We start from the raw sequence: 18,282 nt of genomic DNA on the forward strand, positions 1-18,282 counted from the left end.
GGTCGGCCACTTCACCGTCGAACCCGACGAAGACCCGAGGCCCTGAAGATGGCGCGAGGCTGTGTTCGACCGTGCACGTTTCCGATCCAGCACCACGCGTCGCACCTACCAGGGGATGAGGCCGTCCACGCCGTAGTGCGCCCACCACTGCGCCCGGTGTCTACGAAGGGTCCCGGCAACGCGGGTCAGCAACAGCCAGTTGCCGTTGAGGACGAGAGCGGCGTCCTCGGGCCGATCGGCCAGCACCCGGGCTACCGCCGTCACCATATTCGTAACCCCTTCGACGGCCTCGTCGTCCTTACCCATGTCGAAGCTGATGTTGACGTATTCCGCAGGCTCCCACTCCCAGTAGCCGTCGTCGTCCTCGGCGTCGTAGTAGCCGTTGCTTCCCGAGCTGACATTCATCAGATAGCCGCTCTCCTCGTACCGAGCGGAACTGAACAGCTGGTTGCCGGCCGGGGTACGCGCCTCGGTGGCATCCGGAGCGGCGACCTCCACCACGTCCCGTGGAGGGATTTCGCCGGCCAGCGTCAATCGGTAGCTGATACCCATTTCGTACCCTTTACGGGATCAGGTTCCGCCACGAAAACTCCAGTTCACCAATCCGCACGCACGTGCGGATTCCCCGCCCAGCAGGGGCCAGGCGAGCCAAGGGACACCACGGTCCGCACGTTCGTGCGGAACATCAGTGCCCGATGGGAAGCATGCGTCGTTTGTCCCCGCCTGCTCGCGGGGTGCCGTTGTTGATCTGGGCAAGAACCACCTAATCCCTGCGGAATAAGGTGGCTGGCGCCCAGATCAACTCCGTCACCCTGCGCCCCGTCCCGCTCATGCGAGGCGTTCGGCGCATATCGCCCCGTCGGCGGGGCGGTCGATGGAGATCCGCTGGCCGAGGACTGTCGGGTCACCGAACGCTGGTGGGTCCACCACTGCGGCCGGTGCTTCGGCAACGTCCAGGAAGCTCACACCCGGGTTCAGAATCCGCGGAGCAGTTGCTGCAACCGTTGCAGCTGCCGGGGCGGCAACCCGCTACGGACCCGCCGGGGATCCGCGGGGCGGCGGCCCCACAGCAGGAGCAGCCGGGCTGCCGGATCCGTTTCCACGGCGGCGCTGTCGTCGGGATCGACGAGCGCGAACCGCCCCTTGCCGTCGTGTACTTCGACCAGGAGATCGGGTTGCCGGGGGCAGCGCAGTCGGGCGGTGAAGTCGGGTCCACTTCCACCCTCAGCGGCGAGACCGGTGGCGAGCAACGATTTCTGGAGCATCCGCACCGAATGCGCCAGCAGTTCGGACCGGGCCAGAATCTCGGCGCCCTGGTCGTCGTCGCCGATGAGATCCCAGCGGTGCAGGGCGAACTCCTGCCGCATGTGCAGGACCAGTTCCTCCACCGGCATGCCCCATCCCAGTCCGGGGACCACCGCGGTGGGATCGGATGCGCCGAGCTGCTCGAACAGCTCGGTCATGTCCCGTTCGCCGGTTTCCAGCCGGCGGCGCAGCACGCGGTCGTCCAGCGCCTGGTACGAAAGCTCGTGCGCCGCCCAGTCGTCCACCGCCGGGGCGGGCCGCCCCTCGAGATGGGCCCGGGCCTGCCCGCTGAGGAGTTCGACGCCGGCAACCAGGTGGGCCACCACCTCGTGTGCGGTCCAGCCCTGGCAGGCGGTCAGGGTGTGCGGCGGCACGTCCTGCAGGGTGTCGAGGAAGAAATCGATCTCTGGGCGGGCGGACGGGGCGTTGCCGTCGGCGGCGACGGACGATGTGTCGAGCGCCATTTACCCTCCCGCGCGGTGAGCTTGTTTCGCATGCTAACGCACGGGCAGCTGACTACCGTCCGTCATGAGCGCAGGTGGGGCGGTGTCGCCGTGCTCCGGAATCCGACCGGGAACGCGGTGAGAAGTAGAGTCGCGTGCGGACGTACGACGATCGCCGGGGAGGTGGGACCGCCTCCCGACCGGATGGAGTTACCCGACGTGTTGACGATGCAGGATGCGCTGGCCCGACTCGCCGCCTACTGGGGCGAGCAGGGTTGCCTGACGGTCCAGCCGATGAACACCGAGGTGGGCGCGGGCACGCTCAACCCGGCGACGTTCCTGCGGGTGCTCGGTCCGGAGCCGTGGCGGGTCGCGTACGTCGAGCCGTCGGTCCGCCCCGACGACGCCCGGTACGGGGAGAACCCGAACCGGGTCCAGACGCACACCCAGTTCCAGGTGATCCTGAAGCCGGAGCCGGGCAACAGCCAGGAGCTGTATCTGGGCAGCCTGGCGGCGCTCGGGATCGACGTCGCGGCGCACGACGTGCGGTTCGTCGAGGACAACTGGGCGTCGCCGGCGCTGGGCGCCTGGGGGCTGGGCTGGGAGGTCTGGCTCGACGGGCTGGAGATCACCCAGTTCACGTACTTCCAGCAGGCGGGTGGGATCAACCTCGACCCGCCGGCGGTGGAGATCACGTACGGGCTGGAGCGCATCCTGATGGCGTTGCAGGGGGTGCGGCACTTCAAGGAGATCGCCTACACCGACACCGTCTCGTACGGGGAACTGTTCGGCCAGGGCGAGTACGAGATGTCGCGCTACTACCTCGACGACGCGGACATCGCGGCGAACCGCAGCCTGTTGCAGCTGTACGCGGCCGAGGCGCAGCGGATGATCGACGCCGGGTTGCCGGTGCCGGCGCACACGTACGTGTTGAAGTGTTCGCACGCGTTCAACGTGCTCGACGCGCGGGGTGCGGTGTCGACGGCGGAGCGGGCGACCGAGTTCGCCCGGATGCGTAAGTTGGCCGGTGACGTGGCGCGGTTGTGGATGGAGCGCCGGGCCGAGCTGGATCATCCGTTGGGGGTCTGCGCGCCGATCGCCGTACCCGGGGCTGTTGATGTTGACCTGGTGCCGCGTGGGCCGGAGCCGCGCGCGTTCGTGTGCGAGGTCGGCACCGAGGAGATGCCGCCGGTCGAGGGGCGGGCTGCCGCTGGCCAGCTGGCGCGGGAACTGGAGGCGCGGCTGGCGGCTACCCGGCTGGCACACGGTCGGGTCACGGTGCGGGCGACGCCGCGCCGGCTGGTCGCGCTGGTCGAGGAGGTCGCGGCCCGCGAGGAGGACCAGGACCGGGTGGTGAAGGGGCCGAAGGCGGCGGCGGCGTTCGACGCGGCCGGGAACCCGACCCCGGCGGTGCGGGGGTTCGCGCGGGCGCAGGGGGTCGAGGTCGCCGACCTGGTACGGCAGCAGGTCGGCAACGCCGAGCACATGGTGCTGGTGCGGCGTGAGATCGGGCGGGGTGCGCCCGAGGTGCTGGCCGGTGTCGTCGAGGGTGCGGTCGGTGCGTTGCGGTCGGGCCGGAACATGCGGTGGAACGACCCGAAGCTGGCGTTCACCCGGCCGATCCGGTGGCTGCTGGCGTTGTGGGGTGACCAGGTGGTGCCGGCGCGGGTGTCGGCGCTGGTCGCCGACCGGCGGACCCGGGTGCTGCGGACGGCGCCCGCCCCGGAGATCACCGTCGACTCGGCGGAGTCCTATGTGGAGACGGTGGAGGCCGCCGGGATCGTGCTCGATCACGCGGACCGGCGTTCCCGGATCATCGAGGGGGCGCGGGCACTGTCCGCCGGGGTGGCCGGCCACGTCGACATCGACGGCGAGTCGGGCCTGATCGAGCAGGTCGCGTTCCTGGTGGAGCAGCCGACGCCGCTGCTGGGCGGGTTCGACGAGAGCTACCTGTCGCTGCCGGAGGCGGTGCTGGCGACGGTGATGCGCAAGCACCAGCGTTACCTGCCGGTGCGGGGTGCCGACGGGCGGCTGCTGCCGTACTTCGTCGCGGTCGCGAACGGGCCGGTCGACGTCGACCTGGTCCGGGCCGGGAACGAGGCGGTGCTGCGGGCCCGGTACGAGGACGCGTTGTTCTTCTACCGCACCGACCGGGAGGCGCCGCTCGCGGTGATGCGGGAGCGGCTGGCCCGCTTGACGTTCACCGACCGGCTCGGTTCGGTCGCGGAGCGGGCGGACCGGATCGGCGCGCTGGCCCGGCGGCTCGCGGACGAGGTCGGGCTCGACGGGCCGGACCGGGCGGTGCTCGACCGGGCCGCGGAGCTGGTCAAGTTCGACCTCGGCAGCCAGCTGGTGACGGAGATGACCAGTCTCGCCGGGACGATGGCCCGCGACTACGCGGCCCATGCCGGGGAGCCGGCGGCGGTGGCCGAGGCGTTGTTCGAGGCGGAGCGGCCCCGCAACACCGAGGACGCGCTTCCGCGGGGCGCCGCGGGTGAGCTGCTGTCGGTCGCGGACCGGCTCGACCTGCTGACCGGGCTGGCGGCGACGGTAGGGCTGCCGACCGGGAGCAGTGACCAGTTCGCGCTGCGCCGGGCCGCGCTCGGGTTGCTCGGGGTGTTCCGCCGGCGACCGGTGCTGGCGCCGGTGTCGCTGCGTGCGGCGCTGGGGATGGCGGCGCAACTGCAGCCGGTTCCGGTCTCCGACGAGGTGCTGGAGGCCGTCGCCGAGTTCGTCACCCGCCGGTTCGAGCAGCAGCTCACCGAGGAGGACCAGCCGGTCGACCGGATCCGGGCGGTGCTGCCGCACGCCGACCGGCCGTACCTGCTGGACCGGATCCTGGCCCAGCTGGCGAAGCAGGTCGAGCAGCCCGGGTTCCAGCAGCTCACCGAGGCGTTGCAGCGGGCGCGGCGGATCGTGCCGGCCGGCACCCCGGCGGAGTACGACCCGGGGGTGCTGGTCGAGCCGGCGGAGGTCGCGCTGCACGACGCGCTGGTGCGGGCCCGGGCCGGGCTCGGTGAGGCGCCGGACCTGGACCGGTTCGTCGAAGCGGTGGGTGGCATCGTACGGCCGGTGAACACGTTCTTCGACGACGTGTTCGTGATGGTCGACGACGAGCCGCTGCGGCGGGCCAGGTTGGGGCTGCTCGCGTCGGTCGCCGACCTCGGTGCCCCGGTATTGGCCTGGGAGCACCTGCGGATGTGACCCCGGCGCTCCCCCTGGCACGCGGGCACGCGTCGCCCGGGGTGCGCGTCGCCGGGGGTGCGCGTCACCCGGGGGTGCGCGTCACCCGGGGGTGCGCGTTGATCAAGGACAAATCGTGGTTGTTGTGTCACGGTTTGTCGTGCAACTACTCCTTGATCAGCGCGAGGGCCATCAGCGCGAGGGCCATCAGCGCGAGGGGCGCGGGCGGGGGCCACGGGCGGGGCGGCGCCCGGGTCAGGTCGGCTGACCGGCCAGGGCGCGCAGGGCTACGGCGAGGTCGTGGCCGGTCGGGGCGTTGTCGGGGTCGATGAGCCACTGCAGCACCATGCCGTTGATCATCGTCATGGCAAGCGAGCCGACGGTCCGCGCCTGTTCCTCGGTGACGTCGTCGGGGTCGACGAGCAGCAGCAGGGCCACCATGTCGCGGCGGGCGACCTTGAAGGTTTCCGCGACCTGGGTACGGACCTCGGCCGCGTGCAACGCGACGGCGAGCGCCTGGGTGCTTCCCGCCGCCACCGTCCGGTCGGCCCGGACCGCCGCGACGATGCCGTTCAGGAACGCTTCCAGCCGGTCCACCGGTTCCCCGTCGGCGGCCATCTCGACCGCCGGCGTGATCGCGTCACCCCATTCGTCGAACGTGGCCAGGATCGCCGCGTTCAGCAGGGCTTCCTTCGACCCGAAGTGGTAGCCGATCGAGGCGAGGTTGGTGCCGGATTCGGCGACCAGGTCGCGGGCGGTGATCTGCCCGAAGCTCTTCTCCTTGACCAGGCGTTTCGCGCCGGCAAGCAGGTCCTCCCGATGTCCCATGCGGCCATCGTACGCCATGATCTATACGCCTGTACTAGACGTATGTATAAGACGCTCGTATAGTTCCGGGGCATGACTGACCACACCGCCAAGGCGGGTGCGCGGGAATGGGTGGGCCTCGCCGTGCTCGTCCTGCCCGCCCTGCTCGCCTCGATGGACCTGTCCGTGCTCTTCATGGCCACGCCCTGGATCAGCGCCGACCTGCAACCCAGCGGCACCCAACTGCTCTGGGTGATGGACGTCTACGGCTTCCTGATGGCCGGTCTGCTGCTGACCATGGGCTCGCTCGGCGACCGCATCGGCCGGCGGAAACTGCTGCTGATCGGTGCCGTCGCCTTCGGCGCGGCCTCCCTGCTCGCCGCGTACGCGAACAGCACCGAACTGCTCATCGCCGCCCGCGCCCTGCTCGGCATCGGTGGCGCCACCCTCGCCCCGTCGACGCTGGCCCTGATCCGCAACATGTTCCACGACGCCGACCAGCGCCGTGCCGCGATCGGCATCTGGACCGGCGCGTTCACCGGTGGCGTCGCACTCGGCCCGATCATCGGCGGGCTGCTGCTCGAACACTTCTGGTGGGGATCGGTCTTCCTGATCAACGTGCCGGTGATGGTGCTGCTGCTGATCCTGGCTCCGATCCTGCTGCCCGAGCACCGGGATCCGGCCGGTGGCCGCTTCGACCTGCTCAGCGCGCTGCTGTCGATAGCGGCCGTACTGCCGGTCATCTACGGGATCAAGGAGTTGGCCGAGGTCGGTCTGCACTGGCCGGCGGTGCTGGCGATCGTGGTCGGGCTCGGGTTCGGGGTGCTGTTCGTCCGTCGCCAGTCGACCATGGCAGATCCGCTGATCGACATCGGCTTCTTCCGCAACGGTGCGTTCAGCGCCGCCATCGCGGCGTACGCGATCATGGTCTTCGCCAGCGCCGGCACCGGCTACCTCGCCGTGCAGTACATGCAGGTCGTACTCGGGCTCCGGCCGTTCACCGCCGCCCTGTGGATGCTCCCGACGGTCGGCGGGACCATGGTCGGCATCGCGCTGGCCACCGCACTTGTCCGGGTGGCCCGGCCCGCCCTCGTCGCTGGCGCCGGCCTGGCCGTCGCCGGCTGCGGATTCCTGCTGGTCAGCCGGATCGGCGTCGACTCGTCCGAGATCGTGGTCATCGCCGGCTACACCGTACTGACGCTCGGGATCGGGATGGTCGCCCCGCTCGCCATCGACCTGATCGTCTCCACCGCCCCGCCGTCCCGGGCCGGCACCGCGGCGGCGCTCGGCGAGACCGGTGCCGAGTTCGGCGGCGCGCTCGGCATCGCCGTCCTGGGCAGTGTCGCCATCGTCGCCTACCGGGACGGGATCGGTGACTCACTGCCCGCCGGCGTGCCGGCCGGGGCCGCCGACGCCGCGACCGGCACCCTCGGCGGCGCGGTCGCCGCCGCCGGTGGGCTCCCGGCGGAACTCGCCGGCCCGCTGATGCAGGCGGCGAACGTCGCGTTCACCGACGGCTTCAAACTGGCCGCGGTCGTGGGCGCCGCCCTGCTGTTCACCACCGCCGTCGTGGTCGGCGTCCGGCTGCGTCGGGTACGTCTCGACCAGCCGGTATCCCATTGAGCCGACGGCCGGCGGCCGGCTATAAAACGGGGCGTGACAGCGAACGACCTGCGGATCCGCGGCTACCGCGATGCCGACCTGCCCCGCCTGACGGACACCTTCGCCGGCTGGATCGCACAGGCCGGAAGCTGCGGGTACGACCACGTCGGCGAGGTGCCGCACCGGATCTACGAGAACCTGCGCGGCCGTCCGGTCGGCGAACTCGTGCAGCTGTGGGAGCGGGGCGGTGACATCATCGGGCTGGCCGTCAACGGCCGGTTCGGCAACGCGTTCGATGTCTTCACCGCCCCCGGGCTGCGGGGTGGGGCGGCCGAGCTGACGATGCTGCGGGCGGCGGCCGACACGACCGCCGGTCAGACCGACGAGGGGGCGGTCCTGACCGACGTCTTCGACGCGGACACAACCAGGATCGAACTGCTGGAACGGCTCGGCTTCGTCCGCTTCCGCACCTGGGACCACGTCAACGAGCGCGACCTAGGTGAGGCCGTCGGAGAGCCCCGGCTCCCCGACGGCTTCACCGTACGGTCCGCGCGGCTGGCCGACGCCGAGCAGCTCGCCGCCGCCCGCAACCATTCGTTCGGCACCACCTGGACCGGCGACCTCTACCGGTCGGCGGTGATGACAAAGCCGGGGTACGACCCCGGGCACGAGATCGTCGTCGAGTCGCCGGACGGCCGGATCGCCGCTTTCGCGGTCTGCTGGATCGACCGGCGCAACCGGGTCGGGCACTTCGAACCGGTCGGCACCCACCGGGACTTCCAGCGCCGCGGGCTGGCCGGGGCGGCGATGCGGCACGCGATGCGGTGGATGGCGGGACTCGGCCTGACCCGGGTCACCGTCAGCCACGACGCCGAGAACGTCGCCGCCAGCCGGCTCTACGCCTCCCTCGGGTTCCGGAAGCGGTACGAGACCTACGGCTACCGGCGGGCGATCGACACCGTCAGACGAGCACGCTCCAGGTGAGCGGGCCAACCTGGCCGTCGGCGAGCAGCCCGTTCGCGCTCTGGAAGCTACGGGCCGCGGCGGCGCTGACCGCGCCGAAGGCGCCGTCGACCAGGAGTGCGGCACCGCGGGCGTTCAGCGCTGTCTGGGCGGCCCGGACCCCGTCGCCGGAGCTGCCCTGCTGCACGGGCAGGATCAGCGCGGTCCAGGTGATCGGGCCGACCAGACCGTCGGCGTGGAGGCCGCGTCCACTCTGGAACGTACGGACGGCCGAGGCGGTGCCGGGCCCGAAGTAGCCGTCGACGACGACGGAGACGCCCCGGCCGCGGAGCAGGTACTGGATGGTCCGCTGGACCCAGCCGGTGCCGCCGGAGACCGAGGGCCAGCCGGTGCTGCCGAGCGGGGCGGTCGAGCCGAGGCTGATCCCCCGGTTGGCCAGGAACACCCGGGGGTCGGTCGAGGTGAGCCGGGGCCGGTGGATCTCGAAGTGCAGGTGCGGGCCGGTGGAGTTGCCGGTGGTGCCCATCAGCCCGATCAGCTGTCCGCAACTGATCTGCTGGCCGGGGCTGACCAGGACCCGGTGCAGGTGGCCGTAGTAGGTGAAGAAGCTGTCGACGTGGTTGAGGTGGACGCTGTTGCCGGTGCGTCCGGGCAGCGGACCGCTGGTCTGGTCGCCAGGGTAGGAGCCGGTCCGGATGTCGCGGACGGTGCCGGCGGCGGCCGCGTAGACCGGGGTGCCCTGGGCGGCGGCGACGTCCCAGCCGAGGTGACCGGGCCGGCTCGGGGTCTTGTATCCGGAGGTCAGGGTGCCGCGGGTCGGGTTGGTCCAGGTGCCGGGGCCGGCGGCGGCGGCCGGGCCGGGCAGTCCGAGCGCGCCGGCGCCGACCCCGGCGCCCAGGGCGGCAAGCAGGGTACGCCGGCTCGCCGCGACGTCACGCGGCCGGCGCGATCGACTCTCATCGTTCATCGGTCCTCCAGCGTTGATCATCGTGGCGATTGATCGTAGATGATCGATACCTCGACGGAAAGTCCGCCGAGCCGGACGACTAGCAACCCGGTTGCTAATTAGCAACCGGGTTGCTACCGTCTCGGCCATGTCGGTCTCCCGCACCCTGCTCGGCCTGCTCGAGCCGGAAGCACAGCACGGTTACACACTGCGCCGCCGCTACGACGGCTGGTTCGGTTCGTCCCGGCCGCTGAAGTCGGCCCAGGTCTACGCCACCCTGCAACGGCTCGACCGCGACGGCCTGATCGAGTTGGCCGGGGTGACCGCCGGCGAGGGCCCGGACCGCCGGATGTACGCCATCACCGACGCCGGAGTGTCCGAACTGGAGCGGTGGCTGGAAGAGCCCGAGGTGCCCGACGTGACCGCCACCCGCCGGGTGCTGTTCGCGAAGATGGTCATCGCACTGTCCAGCGGCCGGTCGGCGACCCAACTGCTCGACCAGCAACGGCAGGCCCACCTCGCCCGGATGCGCGACATGCGGGCGCTGCGCCAGCGCGGCGACCTGATCACCCAACTCGACGCCGACTTCGAGATGTACCACCTCGACGCCGACCTCAAGTGGATCGACGGCGCCCAGGCCCGCCTGGACCGGCTCGCCGCTCTGATCGGTGAGACCGACGAGGGGCCGGCATGACCCTCCTTGCCCGCGAGGTCGGGATCCGGTTCGGGGCGACCGACGCGTTACGGGGCGCGGACATCGAGATCGGCGAGGGCGAACTCGTCGCGGTGATGGGCCCGTCCGGCTCCGGCAAGTCCACCCTGCTGCACGTACTCGCCGGCATCCTGCGCCCCGACCGGGGCGAGATCCGGCTCGGCGACCGGCGTATCGACAACCTCGCCGACGGCGCCCGCAGTTCCCTGCGCCTGACCTCGTTCGGGTTCGTGCTCCAGTTCGGTGACCTGGTTCCGGAACTGTCGCTGCGGGAGAACGTGGAGCTGCCGCTGCGGCTGCTCAAGGTCCGCCGGTCGGAGACCCGCGCCCGGGCCGCCGCGCTGCTGCGCGAACTGGAGGTCGAGGAGTTCGCCGACCGCCGCCCCGGCGAGGTTTCCGGCGGTCAGGCCCAGCGGGCGGCGGTCGCCCGCGCCCTGGTGCACCGTCCGGCCGTCGTCTTCGCCGACGAGCCGACCGGGGCGCTGGACAGCGTCGCCGGTGAACTGGTGCTCGACGCGCTCACCGGACTGGCCCGCCAGCAGGGCAGCGCGGTGGTGATGGTGACCCACGAGGCGCGCGTCGCCGCGTACGCCGACCGGACCGTCTTCCTGCGCGACGGACAGGTCGCCGCATGAGCCGCTGGCTGTGGCTGGGCCTGCGCCTGTCGGTCGGCTCGGGCCGCGCCGGTGTGCTCCGTACGGTGCTGATGGCCAGCGGCGCGGCGATCGGCGTGTGCACCGTGCTGGCCGGCCTGGCCGGGGCCACGGTCGCCGCAAACCAACAGGAGCGGACCGGGGCCCGCACCCCGGTGCAGGTGGAGAACGGTCCCGGCCAGCTACGGATGATCGAGATCGAAGACGGGATCGGCACCCGGGTGGTGCGCCGTACGGCGCTCACCGGTGCGACCGCCGACAGTCCCCGCCCACCGGGCGTCGACGCCTATCCCGGTCCTGACGAGGTGGTGCTCTCCCCCGCGCTGGCGGATCTGATCCGGGTCGACGAACGCGCCGCCGACCGCTTCCCGCAGCGGGTCGTCGGCGTCATCGGACCGGCCGGCCTGGTCGCGCCGGACGAACTGCGCGCCTACGTGGGCGTGCCGGCGGGCGATCCGATGCTCAACGGTGACGAGCCGTTCTTCCGGGACAGTGCCGTGGTCGGCTTCGGCGCCCCACCGACCTTCGCCCGCGGTTCGATGTACGGCACCGGCGTCGACGTGTTCACGCCGGGTCGGTGGCTGGCGGCCGCGTTCGCGCTGTTCGTGCTGGTGCCGTTCGGTGCCTTCCTGGCCACCTGCGCCCGGCTCTCGGCCACCACCCGCGACCGGCGGATCGCCGCGCTGCGGCTGCTCGGCGTCTCGGCCCGGCAGGCGACGCTGGTCAACGTCGTGGAGACCGGTGTGGTCGCCGCCGGTGGTGCCCTGCTCGGCGCGGCGGTGTTCGCGGGCCTGGCCCCGCTGTCCCAGGGCTGGCGGATCGGCCGCCTGCACTGGTATGCCGCCGACATCGCGCTGCCGGCGGGCTGGATCGCCGCAGTGCTCGCCGGAACGGTGCTCTTCGCGGTCCTGGTCGGGGTGGTCGCCGCCCGGCCGGCCAGGTCGAGGCCGCTCTCGGTACGCCGTGGCGGGTCGGCGCGGCGGCCGGCCTGGTGGCGGTCGCTGCCGATGGTCTGCGGGCTCGGCGCGGTGGTGTTCGCCGCCACGGACGCCGCCCCGCTGACCCCGACCGGCCGAGGCACGGTCTTCATCGTCGGGCTGCTGGTCACCGGCCTGGCGCTGCCGCTGGTGCTGCCGCTGTTGGCGTACTGGCTGGCCGTCGCGGTCGGTCGCATCCCGAACGCGCCGGTCTGGCTCGGGCTGGCCGCCGCCCGGGTACGGCACACTCCCGGCGTCGCACCCCGGCTGGTCGCCTCGCTGGCGGTGACGCTCTTCGTCATCGGGATGGGGTCGCTCGGAGCGGCGCTGTTCACCAACGACCGTGACCTGCGCAACGACCGACTCAGCCCGCTCTACCAGGTCGTCAGCAACGATCCTGGCGTCGTGGACGCACTGCGCGCGGTCCCTGGCACGACGCTCATCGAGGACGACTTCACCCCGGTGACGGTGGACGGCCGACACGACTCGGTGCTGATCGCCGACTGCGCCGACGTCACCGCCATGCACACCCTCGGCGCGGGCCAGACGTGTGTGGACGGCGAGACGTACCAACTGCGCTATCCCGGCAGCGCGCCGCCCCTGCGGCCGGATGCCGAGGTGACGGCCGAGAACGGCGTCCGCATCCCGGTGCCGCGGCACGCCCTGGATCTGACCGGCCGCTACGACATCGGATACCGCAACCTACTGCTGGTCACCCGACAGGCACCGATCGCCGCCGACCTCGCGGTCCGGCCGGACATTCCGTTGCTCCTGGCGCCCGACCGGGAATCCCTCGACCGGGCGGCCCGGATCGTCTCGGCGCGGGCACCGGCCGGATACCTCAACGGGGACCTCGGCATCCATACGGGTATCGACAGCGACCTGCTCTTCACGCTCCTGGTCGCCGGGCTGAGCATCAGCCTCGTGCTGGGCATGGGATCGTTCACTGCGGCGGCCGTCGACCGGGCCGTGGAGCGCCGTCGGGACAACGCGACCCTGGCCGTCGTCGGCGTCCGGCCGGCCGTCATCGCCGGTGGTGAGACCGGGTTCGGTGGGCTGCCGCTGGTGGTCGGGGTCGGTGCCGCCGCTGTCGCCACGATCGTCGTCGGGGCCAGCCTCGCCGCCGTTCTCGACACCCCGACGGCCGCGGTCTTCGGCCGGATCATTCCGATCCTGTTGCTCGGGGCCGGCGCGACCGTCGTCGGGCTGCTCCTGATCGCCGTACCGGCGTGGTTCACCCAACGGATCACGGCCGAACAGCTCCGGCGGCCGTGACCGGGGCCGGCGCAGCGGCCGGGCTAGCCGCCGGCCCGGACGGTGGCGGCGAGGCCGGCGGGCAGCGGGTACGGCCGCTCGGGCGGCAGCAGCGCGACGGCACCGGCCTCGTCGCCGCCGCGTAGCCGGTCCCGGATCGCGTAGGCGGTGTCGGTGACGTCGGTGAGCCCCACGGTCCAGTCGTCGACGTAGCGGTGGACGGCGTCGCCGCTGAGTCCGACCTGGAGTGACCGGTGTGGCAGGGCGGCCAGGTGCAGGGTGCGTTCGGGGTCCCACTGCACCCGGACCGGGCTGGCCCGTAGCCGTGCCGACCAGTCGGCGCGGCTCTCGTAACGGTCGCGGTCGTAGTGGCTGAGGCAGGAGTTGGCCAGCGCCCACTCGAAGCCGGCGCGGGTGATCTCGACGGCGAGGACGTGTTCCTGGCCCGGCTTGGTGGCGAAGCCGCAGCGGTACATCATCCAGAGGAACGAGGGTTTGATCCAGGTCATGCGCTCGCGCTTGAACGGGTCCACGAACCGTCCGGCGGCCAGCGCCGGGCGGGCGATCGGGGCCGCGTACGCCTGGTAGACGGTGATCGTGTCGGCGGTGTGGACGGCGCGGATCTGACGTACGGGAACTGACACGTCCTTGATCGTCGGTGGCGGTGCGGGCGGCCGCCAGCGGTTATCGGTCGGGCCAGTCGTAGACAACGATGGTGGTACCCGGTTCGAGGGTGGCGCCGGAGCCGGCGTACATGCGCAGGGCCGGCTCGTTGTCGTGTTCGGTGCCGGTCCACATTCCGTAGCAGCCGGCGGCGCGGGCGATATCCCGCAGGGCCCGGACAAGGCCGCGGCCGATGCCGCGGTTGCGGGCGTGTTCGGCGACACCGAGTTCGTAGATGAACATCTCGACGCCCTTGTCGGGGTGGATCATCTCGACGCCGGTGGCGAATCCGACCAGCCCGTCCGGGGTGTCCGCGAGGACGAGGTGGTGGCCGGGAGTGGTGAGGAACCGCTCGGTCCACTCCCGTCGGGGCGGTTCGTCGAAAAGGTCGCCGGCGGCGAGGACGAGGTCGACGTCGGCCGGGCCGAGGACCCGGTAGTCGACGGTCAGCGGTTCCATCCGCCGATGGTATGGCCTGTCGCGGTCAGCGGGCGGCGGCAAGCGCCGAGGGCGTCTGGCGGCCGACGATGGCCGGGGCCTCGTGGATCAGACCGTCGTCGACGATGGCGTTGACCATGAACAGGGCGAAGTCGGTGCGTCGGGTGCGGTTGCTGCGCAGGATCGGGTCGCCGACGTGCCGGCTCCACACCGGCAGTCCCTGGCTCTCACCTTCTTCGAGGTCGCTGCCGCGTACGACGGTCCAGCGGGTGTTGCTGGCGAAGATCCGCCGGCAGGCCTCGACCTGGTCGTTGATGTCCACGGCCCGGGCCAGCCGGCCGACCACCGCGAAGAACCTGACGGCGGCGCGGACGCTGAGCGGGTAGACGTCCTTTCCGTCGCGGGTGATGTGCCAGCCGCAGGAGAAGACCAGGCGCGCGTCGGCCTGGGCGTGGTCCATCACCGCCTGGGCGGTGCCGGACGAGTAGTTCTTGACGCCCCAGGGGACCAGCACGGTCAGTACGGCGTCGCAGCCGGCGACGGCTTTCGCGATCACCTCCCGGTCGTCGGTGTGTCCCGGTACGACGGTGATGCGGTCGCCGAACCCGGCCAGTTTGCCGACGCTCTTCTCGCGGCAGACGGCCACGACCTGGTAGCCGCGGTCCAGCAGGTGCCGGATCATGTACTGCCCGAGTTTGCCCGATCCTCCGACGACGCAGACCCGCCTGCCCTGCCCGAGGGCCTTCTGCGTGCTCATCCGTCCTCCTTTGATAGGCGGGTGCCAGCGTCGCTCACACCCGCGGATCAACCTTACGAGCGTAAGGCTGGCTGCAGGTTATCCTTACACCCGTAAGGCCGTCAATCAGGGAACGGAGAGTGCCCGGTGGTGCCGAGCCCGAAGCGGCAGCGGTCGCAGCGCCCGCCACTGACCAGGGAGCGCGTGTTCGAGGCCGCCGTCAGCGTGGCCGACGCGCGGGGGGTCGCCGCCGTGACCATGCGGAACGTGGCCGAGCAGCTCGGAATCGAGGCGATGTCGCTCTACCACCACGTGGCGAACAAGGACGGGATTCTCGACGGGATCGTCGACCTGGTCTTCGCGCAGATCGAGCTGCCCGACGGCGAATCCGACTGGAAGAGCGCCATGAACCGGCGCGCCGCCTCCGCCCGTACGGTGCTCGCGCGCCACCCCTGGGCCCTCGGCCTGATGGAGTCCCGCCGCAACCCGGGCCCGGCGACACTGCGCCACCACGACTGGATGATCGGGCGCCTGCGGACCGCCGGGTTCCCGATCCGCCTCGTCGCGCACGCGATCTCGGCCATCGACGCGTACGTCTACGGGTTCGTGCTGCAGGAGTCGACGCTGCCGTTCACCACGGCCGAGGAACTCGAAACCGTGGCGGCCGGGATCGTCGAACACCTGCCGGCCAACGGGTATCCACACCTCGCCGAGATGTTCGAACACGCGCTGCGGCCCGGATACTCCTACGCCGACGAGTTCACGTTCGGGCTCGACCTGGTCCTCGACGGCCTCGAACGCGCCTTCGCCGAGGCGGGCGGACCCCCGGTCTAGCCGGTGTCGGACGGCCTACTCGGCGAGGACGGAGAGGATGTTGCCGGCCGGGTCGGTGAACCAGGCGATGTGCGGGCCGCCGCCCCGGAAGATGTCGTCTTCGTCGGTCTTCAGGCCGGGCATGTCGTAGCTCTCGAAGGAGACGCCGCGGGCCTTGAGGTCGGCGACGGTCTTCCCGACGTCGGCGACCGGGAAGTTGAGGATGGTGAAGGCCGCCGGCCGGTGGTCGCGTTTGGGATAGACGAACACTCTCGCACCCGTGGCGAGGTGCAGTTCGAGCATGCCGTCGGCCTCGGTGACGTGCAGGCCGAGCGTCTCGCCGTAGAAGCGTTTCGCGGCGGCAGTGTCGTCGACGGAGAACCCGGAGAACGCCTTCGATTCGCCCAACATGTCCCGACGATAACGGCCCCCGCGCACCCCCGCAGGCCGAACGGCACACCCCGGCGGGTGCATAGGGAAACACCCGATTCCTCGGCCCGGGGCGCGGCCTAGCGTCGATGACGTGCCCGGTTCCCTGTTCGCCGTCGAGCGCTACGAGCGTCGGGGCGACCAGCGAACGCCGCCACTCGCGGCGTTGCCGGCCGACTCCGGCGTACGGCTGGTGGTGGCCGTCCACGTGCCGGCCGACGAAGTGGTGATCGCGTTGGTCGAGGCGGACGACGTCGCCGCCGTCGAGGCGGCGGCGGTGGGGGCGGGGTGGCAGGTGGACCGGGTCACGCCGGCCGTCTGGATCGTGCCGCTGGACTGTGCCTGACCGAACTCTTTGGAGCCACGATGCGCAAGACCCTTTCCCTGCTCGGCCTGACCGCGCTCGTGCTCACCGGAGCACTCGGCTGCGGAATCTCGACGCCGCAGGCGCCGGTGGCACAGCCGCCGGTGACGTCGCCGCTCGACGAGCCGGCCGTCGAGCCGACCCCCGAGGAGCCGCCGGCCGCCGAGCTTCCGGACCCGTGCGCGCTGCTGCCCAAGGCCGAAGCCGAGACGCTCGCCGACGCCAAGCTCGAGGACCCGGTGCCGATCCGGGACACGTGTACGTACAGCGGGGCGCCGACCGGGCCGACGGCGCAGGTGGAGATCTACGTCGGTGACGGCGCGAAGAAAGTCCTGGACATCGACCGGGAACTCGGCCACGAGTTCACCGCGCTGTCGGGCATCGGTGACGAGGCGCATCTGGAGAACGGCATGGTGTTCTTCAGCAAGGGCGGGGTCTGGGTCGGGATCCGGCTGGTCCGGCTGACCGACGACGCCGAGAACAACAAGCGGCTGGAGCAGGCGGCCCGGTCGGCCGCCGGTCGGCTGTGAGCGGCGTCCGACGTCGCCGTACGGTGCTGGCGGCCGCCGTCGCGGTGCTGCTCGCCGTCTCCGCCTGTTCCGGGGGCGGCGCCGGCAACTCGCCGGGCGGCGAGGAGGACCTGCGGTACGGGGCCGCACCGGCCCGCGACGCGGACGTGACGTTCCAGCCGGACGTCGTCGTCGTCGGCGACGGGGGCAGGTCGGTGCGGTCCGTCACCGACGACGGGCTGACCTGGCGGATCGACGCGAAGGCGCGCAACGCGGCCGACCTGGATCCCGGTGAGGTCATGTTCGTCACCGGGCGCGGGGTCGGCCGGGTGCTGGACATCGCGCGGGAGGGCGACGACCTGCTGGTGACGGTCGGCCCGGTCGACATCACCGAGGTGATCCGCGACGGCACGTTCGAGCAGCAGGACGTGAAGCTGTCCGATCCGGTCGTCCATTCGGCCGGGGAGCCGTTCTGGTCCGAGGAGGAGCCCCAGGCGCCGAGTACGTTCGGCCGCAGTGTCGCCGTACGGCCGCTGCGGGCGCCGGTGCTGGCGCAGCGGCCGGTCGCCCCGCCGCCGGCGCGTGGTGGCGGGGCGAACAACAGGTCGCACGGCTATTCGGTGTTCTCGTCGTGCTGCACCAACGGGGTCGGCGCGCACTTCAGTTACGACGACGGCGGGGTGCGGCTGGTCGGCACGGTGACGCTCACCTCCCGGCAGCCGGACGCGAAGTTCCATCTCAGCATCGGTGGCGGGCTGGTCAGCCGGGCCGAACTGGAGGTCAGCGGCGGGTTCGGGATCAAGGTGGACTTCGAGGCGGGGATCCAGGACGGGCAGAACCACCGCAAGGAGTTCCCGATCGCCGCCGACTTCTCGTTCCCGATCGGGCAGGTGGCCGGGATCCCGCTGTCGTTCACGGTCAGCCAGACGCTGGGGGTTCGCACCGCTTTCGGCGCGAAGGTGGGCACGATCAAGGGCTCGGGTGAGTTCTCGCTGGCCGGGTCGCTCGGGTTCGGCTACCGCGACGGGTCGTTCGGGCCGCGGGTGTCGCACAACTTCCAGCGCAAGTCGAGTCTGATCAACTCGCTGACCGGGGTTCCGGTCGGGGTGATGGGCCTGGTGATCGAGCACGGCATCCGGTTCACCGTCGGCATCAACGCCTACCTGTTCAAGGCCGGCATCTACTTCGAACTGCAGGTCAAGTACGGGCAGACGCTCGGTTCGGCGCTCGGTGCGCCGTACGCGCAGTGCCGTGGGGTCGGCATCGGTGTGCACGCGGTCTTCGGCGTGGGGTATTCGATCCTGGAGCCGGTGGTCAAAGTGATCAACAAGTTCCTGAGCCTGCTGGAGCCGGTCACCTCGATCAAGATCCCACCCATCAAGGCGGAGTCCGGGATCAGATCGAGCAAGGAGGTCTACACCAACAGCGAGACCATCCCGAACAGCCCGGTCTGCGGCAAACCGCCGGTCTGAGCCGTCGCCCGGG

The 18,282-nt window shown here is 71.3% G+C and carries 18 protein-coding genes; 10 read left to right on the plus strand and 8 right to left on the minus strand.

Annotation, left to right across the window (positions count from 1 at the left end):
- Positions 1–105: 105 nt before the first annotated feature.
- Positions 106–552, minus strand: coding sequence for a SitI3 family protein (locus Prubr_RS08640; protein ID WP_212823529.1), 447 nt, complete (start codon positions 550–552; stop codon positions 106–108).
- A 422-nt stretch (positions 553–974) separates the two neighbouring features.
- Positions 975–1,769 (minus strand): maleylpyruvate isomerase N-terminal domain-containing protein, encoded by a 795-nt coding sequence (locus Prubr_RS08645; RefSeq protein ID WP_212823531.1) that lies wholly within the window; start codon positions 1,767–1,769, stop codon positions 975–977.
- 207 nt (positions 1,770–1,976) lie between these two features.
- Between Prubr_RS08645 and Prubr_RS08650 the strand changes: the two genes are divergently transcribed.
- Entirely contained in the window at positions 1,977–4,952 is a 2,976-nt protein-coding gene (locus Prubr_RS08650) for a glycine--tRNA ligase (RefSeq protein ID WP_246568886.1), read from the plus strand.
- Between the two features lie 234 nt (positions 4,953–5,186).
- Here the strand turns inward: Prubr_RS08650 and Prubr_RS08655 are convergent, their stop codons facing one another.
- Positions 5,187–5,759: a TetR/AcrR family transcriptional regulator gene (locus tag Prubr_RS08655; protein WP_212823535.1), complete on the minus strand. Its 573-nt coding sequence runs from the start codon at positions 5,757–5,759 to the stop codon at positions 5,187–5,189.
- Between the two features lie 174 nt (positions 5,760–5,933).
- Here Prubr_RS08655 and Prubr_RS08660 point away from each other — a divergent pair, with 174 nt between their 5' ends.
- Entirely contained in the window at positions 5,934–7,361 is a 1,428-nt protein-coding gene (locus tag Prubr_RS08660) for an MFS transporter (RefSeq protein ID WP_425518041.1), read from the plus strand.
- 33 nt (positions 7,362–7,394) lie between these two features.
- Positions 7,395–8,324, plus strand: a complete 930-nt coding sequence (locus tag Prubr_RS08665) for a GNAT family N-acetyltransferase (protein ID WP_212823539.1) — start codon at positions 7,395–7,397, stop codon at positions 8,322–8,324.
- Here Prubr_RS08665 and Prubr_RS08670 read toward each other — a convergent pair.
- Complete coding sequence (locus tag Prubr_RS08670) at positions 8,302–9,270, minus strand: peptidoglycan DD-metalloendopeptidase family protein (RefSeq protein ID WP_212823541.1); 969 nt, start codon at positions 9,268–9,270, stop codon at positions 8,302–8,304. The two genes, Prubr_RS08665 and Prubr_RS08670, sit on opposite strands and share 23 nt — an antisense overlap.
- Before the next feature lie 127 nt (positions 9,271–9,397).
- Between Prubr_RS08670 and Prubr_RS08675 the strand changes: the two genes are divergently transcribed.
- Genes Prubr_RS08675 through Prubr_RS08685 form a run of 3 tightly spaced genes read left to right on the plus strand, consistent with a single transcriptional unit; the run spans position 9,398 to position 12,866 of the window.
- Complete coding sequence (locus Prubr_RS08675; protein WP_212823543.1) at positions 9,398–9,943, plus strand: PadR family transcriptional regulator; 546 nt, start codon at positions 9,398–9,400, stop codon at positions 9,941–9,943.
- Complete coding sequence (locus Prubr_RS08680; RefSeq protein ID WP_212823545.1) at positions 9,940–10,596, plus strand: ABC transporter ATP-binding protein; 657 nt, start codon at positions 9,940–9,942, stop codon at positions 10,594–10,596. The genes Prubr_RS08675 and Prubr_RS08680 overlap by 4 nt, the downstream gene beginning before the upstream one ends.
- Positions 10,593–12,866 (plus strand): FtsX-like permease family protein, encoded by a 2,274-nt coding sequence (locus Prubr_RS08685; RefSeq protein WP_212823547.1) that lies wholly within the window; start codon positions 10,593–10,595, stop codon positions 12,864–12,866. The genes Prubr_RS08680 and Prubr_RS08685 overlap by 4 nt, the downstream gene beginning before the upstream one ends.
- A gap of 23 nt (positions 12,867–12,889) precedes the next feature.
- On the opposite strand, the gene Prubr_RS08690 is transcribed toward Prubr_RS08685, so the two are convergent.
- Genes Prubr_RS08690 through Prubr_RS08700 form a run of 3 tightly spaced genes read right to left on the minus strand, consistent with a single transcriptional unit; the run spans position 12,890 to position 14,703 of the window.
- On the minus strand, positions 12,890–13,489 hold the full coding sequence (locus Prubr_RS08690; RefSeq protein WP_212823549.1) for a DUF4291 domain-containing protein: 600 nt from the start codon (positions 13,487–13,489) through the stop codon (positions 12,890–12,892).
- Between the two features lie 40 nt (positions 13,490–13,529).
- Positions 13,530–13,967 carry a GNAT family N-acetyltransferase gene (locus Prubr_RS08695; RefSeq protein WP_212823551.1) on the minus strand — a complete coding sequence of 146 codons (438 nt, stop codon included), beginning with the start codon at positions 13,965–13,967 and terminating at the stop codon, positions 13,530–13,532.
- Between the two features lie 25 nt (positions 13,968–13,992).
- Positions 13,993–14,703, minus strand: a complete 711-nt coding sequence (locus Prubr_RS08700; RefSeq protein WP_212823559.1) for an NAD(P)-dependent oxidoreductase — start codon at positions 14,701–14,703, stop codon at positions 13,993–13,995.
- A 129-nt stretch (positions 14,704–14,832) separates the two neighbouring features.
- Here Prubr_RS08700 and Prubr_RS08705 point away from each other — a divergent pair, with 129 nt between their 5' ends.
- On the plus strand, positions 14,833–15,516 hold the full coding sequence (locus tag Prubr_RS08705) for a TetR/AcrR family transcriptional regulator (RefSeq protein WP_246568465.1): 684 nt from the start codon (positions 14,833–14,835) through the stop codon (positions 15,514–15,516).
- A 15-nt stretch (positions 15,517–15,531) separates the two neighbouring features.
- Here Prubr_RS08705 and Prubr_RS08710 read toward each other — a convergent pair whose 3' ends face one another.
- A complete protein-coding gene (locus tag Prubr_RS08710) occupies positions 15,532–15,906 on the minus strand; it encodes a VOC family protein (protein WP_212823561.1) in 375 nt (124 codons plus the stop codon).
- A gap of 112 nt (positions 15,907–16,018) precedes the next feature.
- Here Prubr_RS08710 and Prubr_RS08715 point away from each other — a divergent pair, with 112 nt between their 5' ends.
- The 3 genes from Prubr_RS08715 to Prubr_RS08725 are packed head-to-tail and all read left to right on the plus strand — an operon-like array spanning position 16,019 to position 18,269.
- Positions 16,019–16,270 carry a hypothetical protein gene (locus Prubr_RS08715; protein WP_212823563.1) on the plus strand — a complete coding sequence of 84 codons (252 nt, stop codon included), beginning with the start codon at positions 16,019–16,021 and terminating at the stop codon, positions 16,268–16,270.
- Between the two features lie 20 nt (positions 16,271–16,290).
- Entirely contained in the window at positions 16,291–16,818 is a 528-nt protein-coding gene (locus Prubr_RS08720; protein WP_212823565.1) for a flagellar basal body L-ring protein FlgH, read from the plus strand.
- Positions 16,815–18,269, plus strand: a complete 1,455-nt coding sequence (locus tag Prubr_RS08725; RefSeq protein ID WP_212823567.1) for a hypothetical protein — start codon at positions 16,815–16,817, stop codon at positions 18,267–18,269. Before Prubr_RS08720 ends, Prubr_RS08725 begins: the two co-directional genes overlap by 4 nt.
- The last annotated feature ends 13 nt before the right edge of the window (positions 18,270–18,282 follow it).

Origin of the sequence: Polymorphospora rubra, assembly GCF_018324255.1 — a bacterium.
Taxonomy (GTDB): Bacteria; Actinomycetota; Actinomycetes; order Mycobacteriales; family Micromonosporaceae; genus Polymorphospora; species Polymorphospora rubra.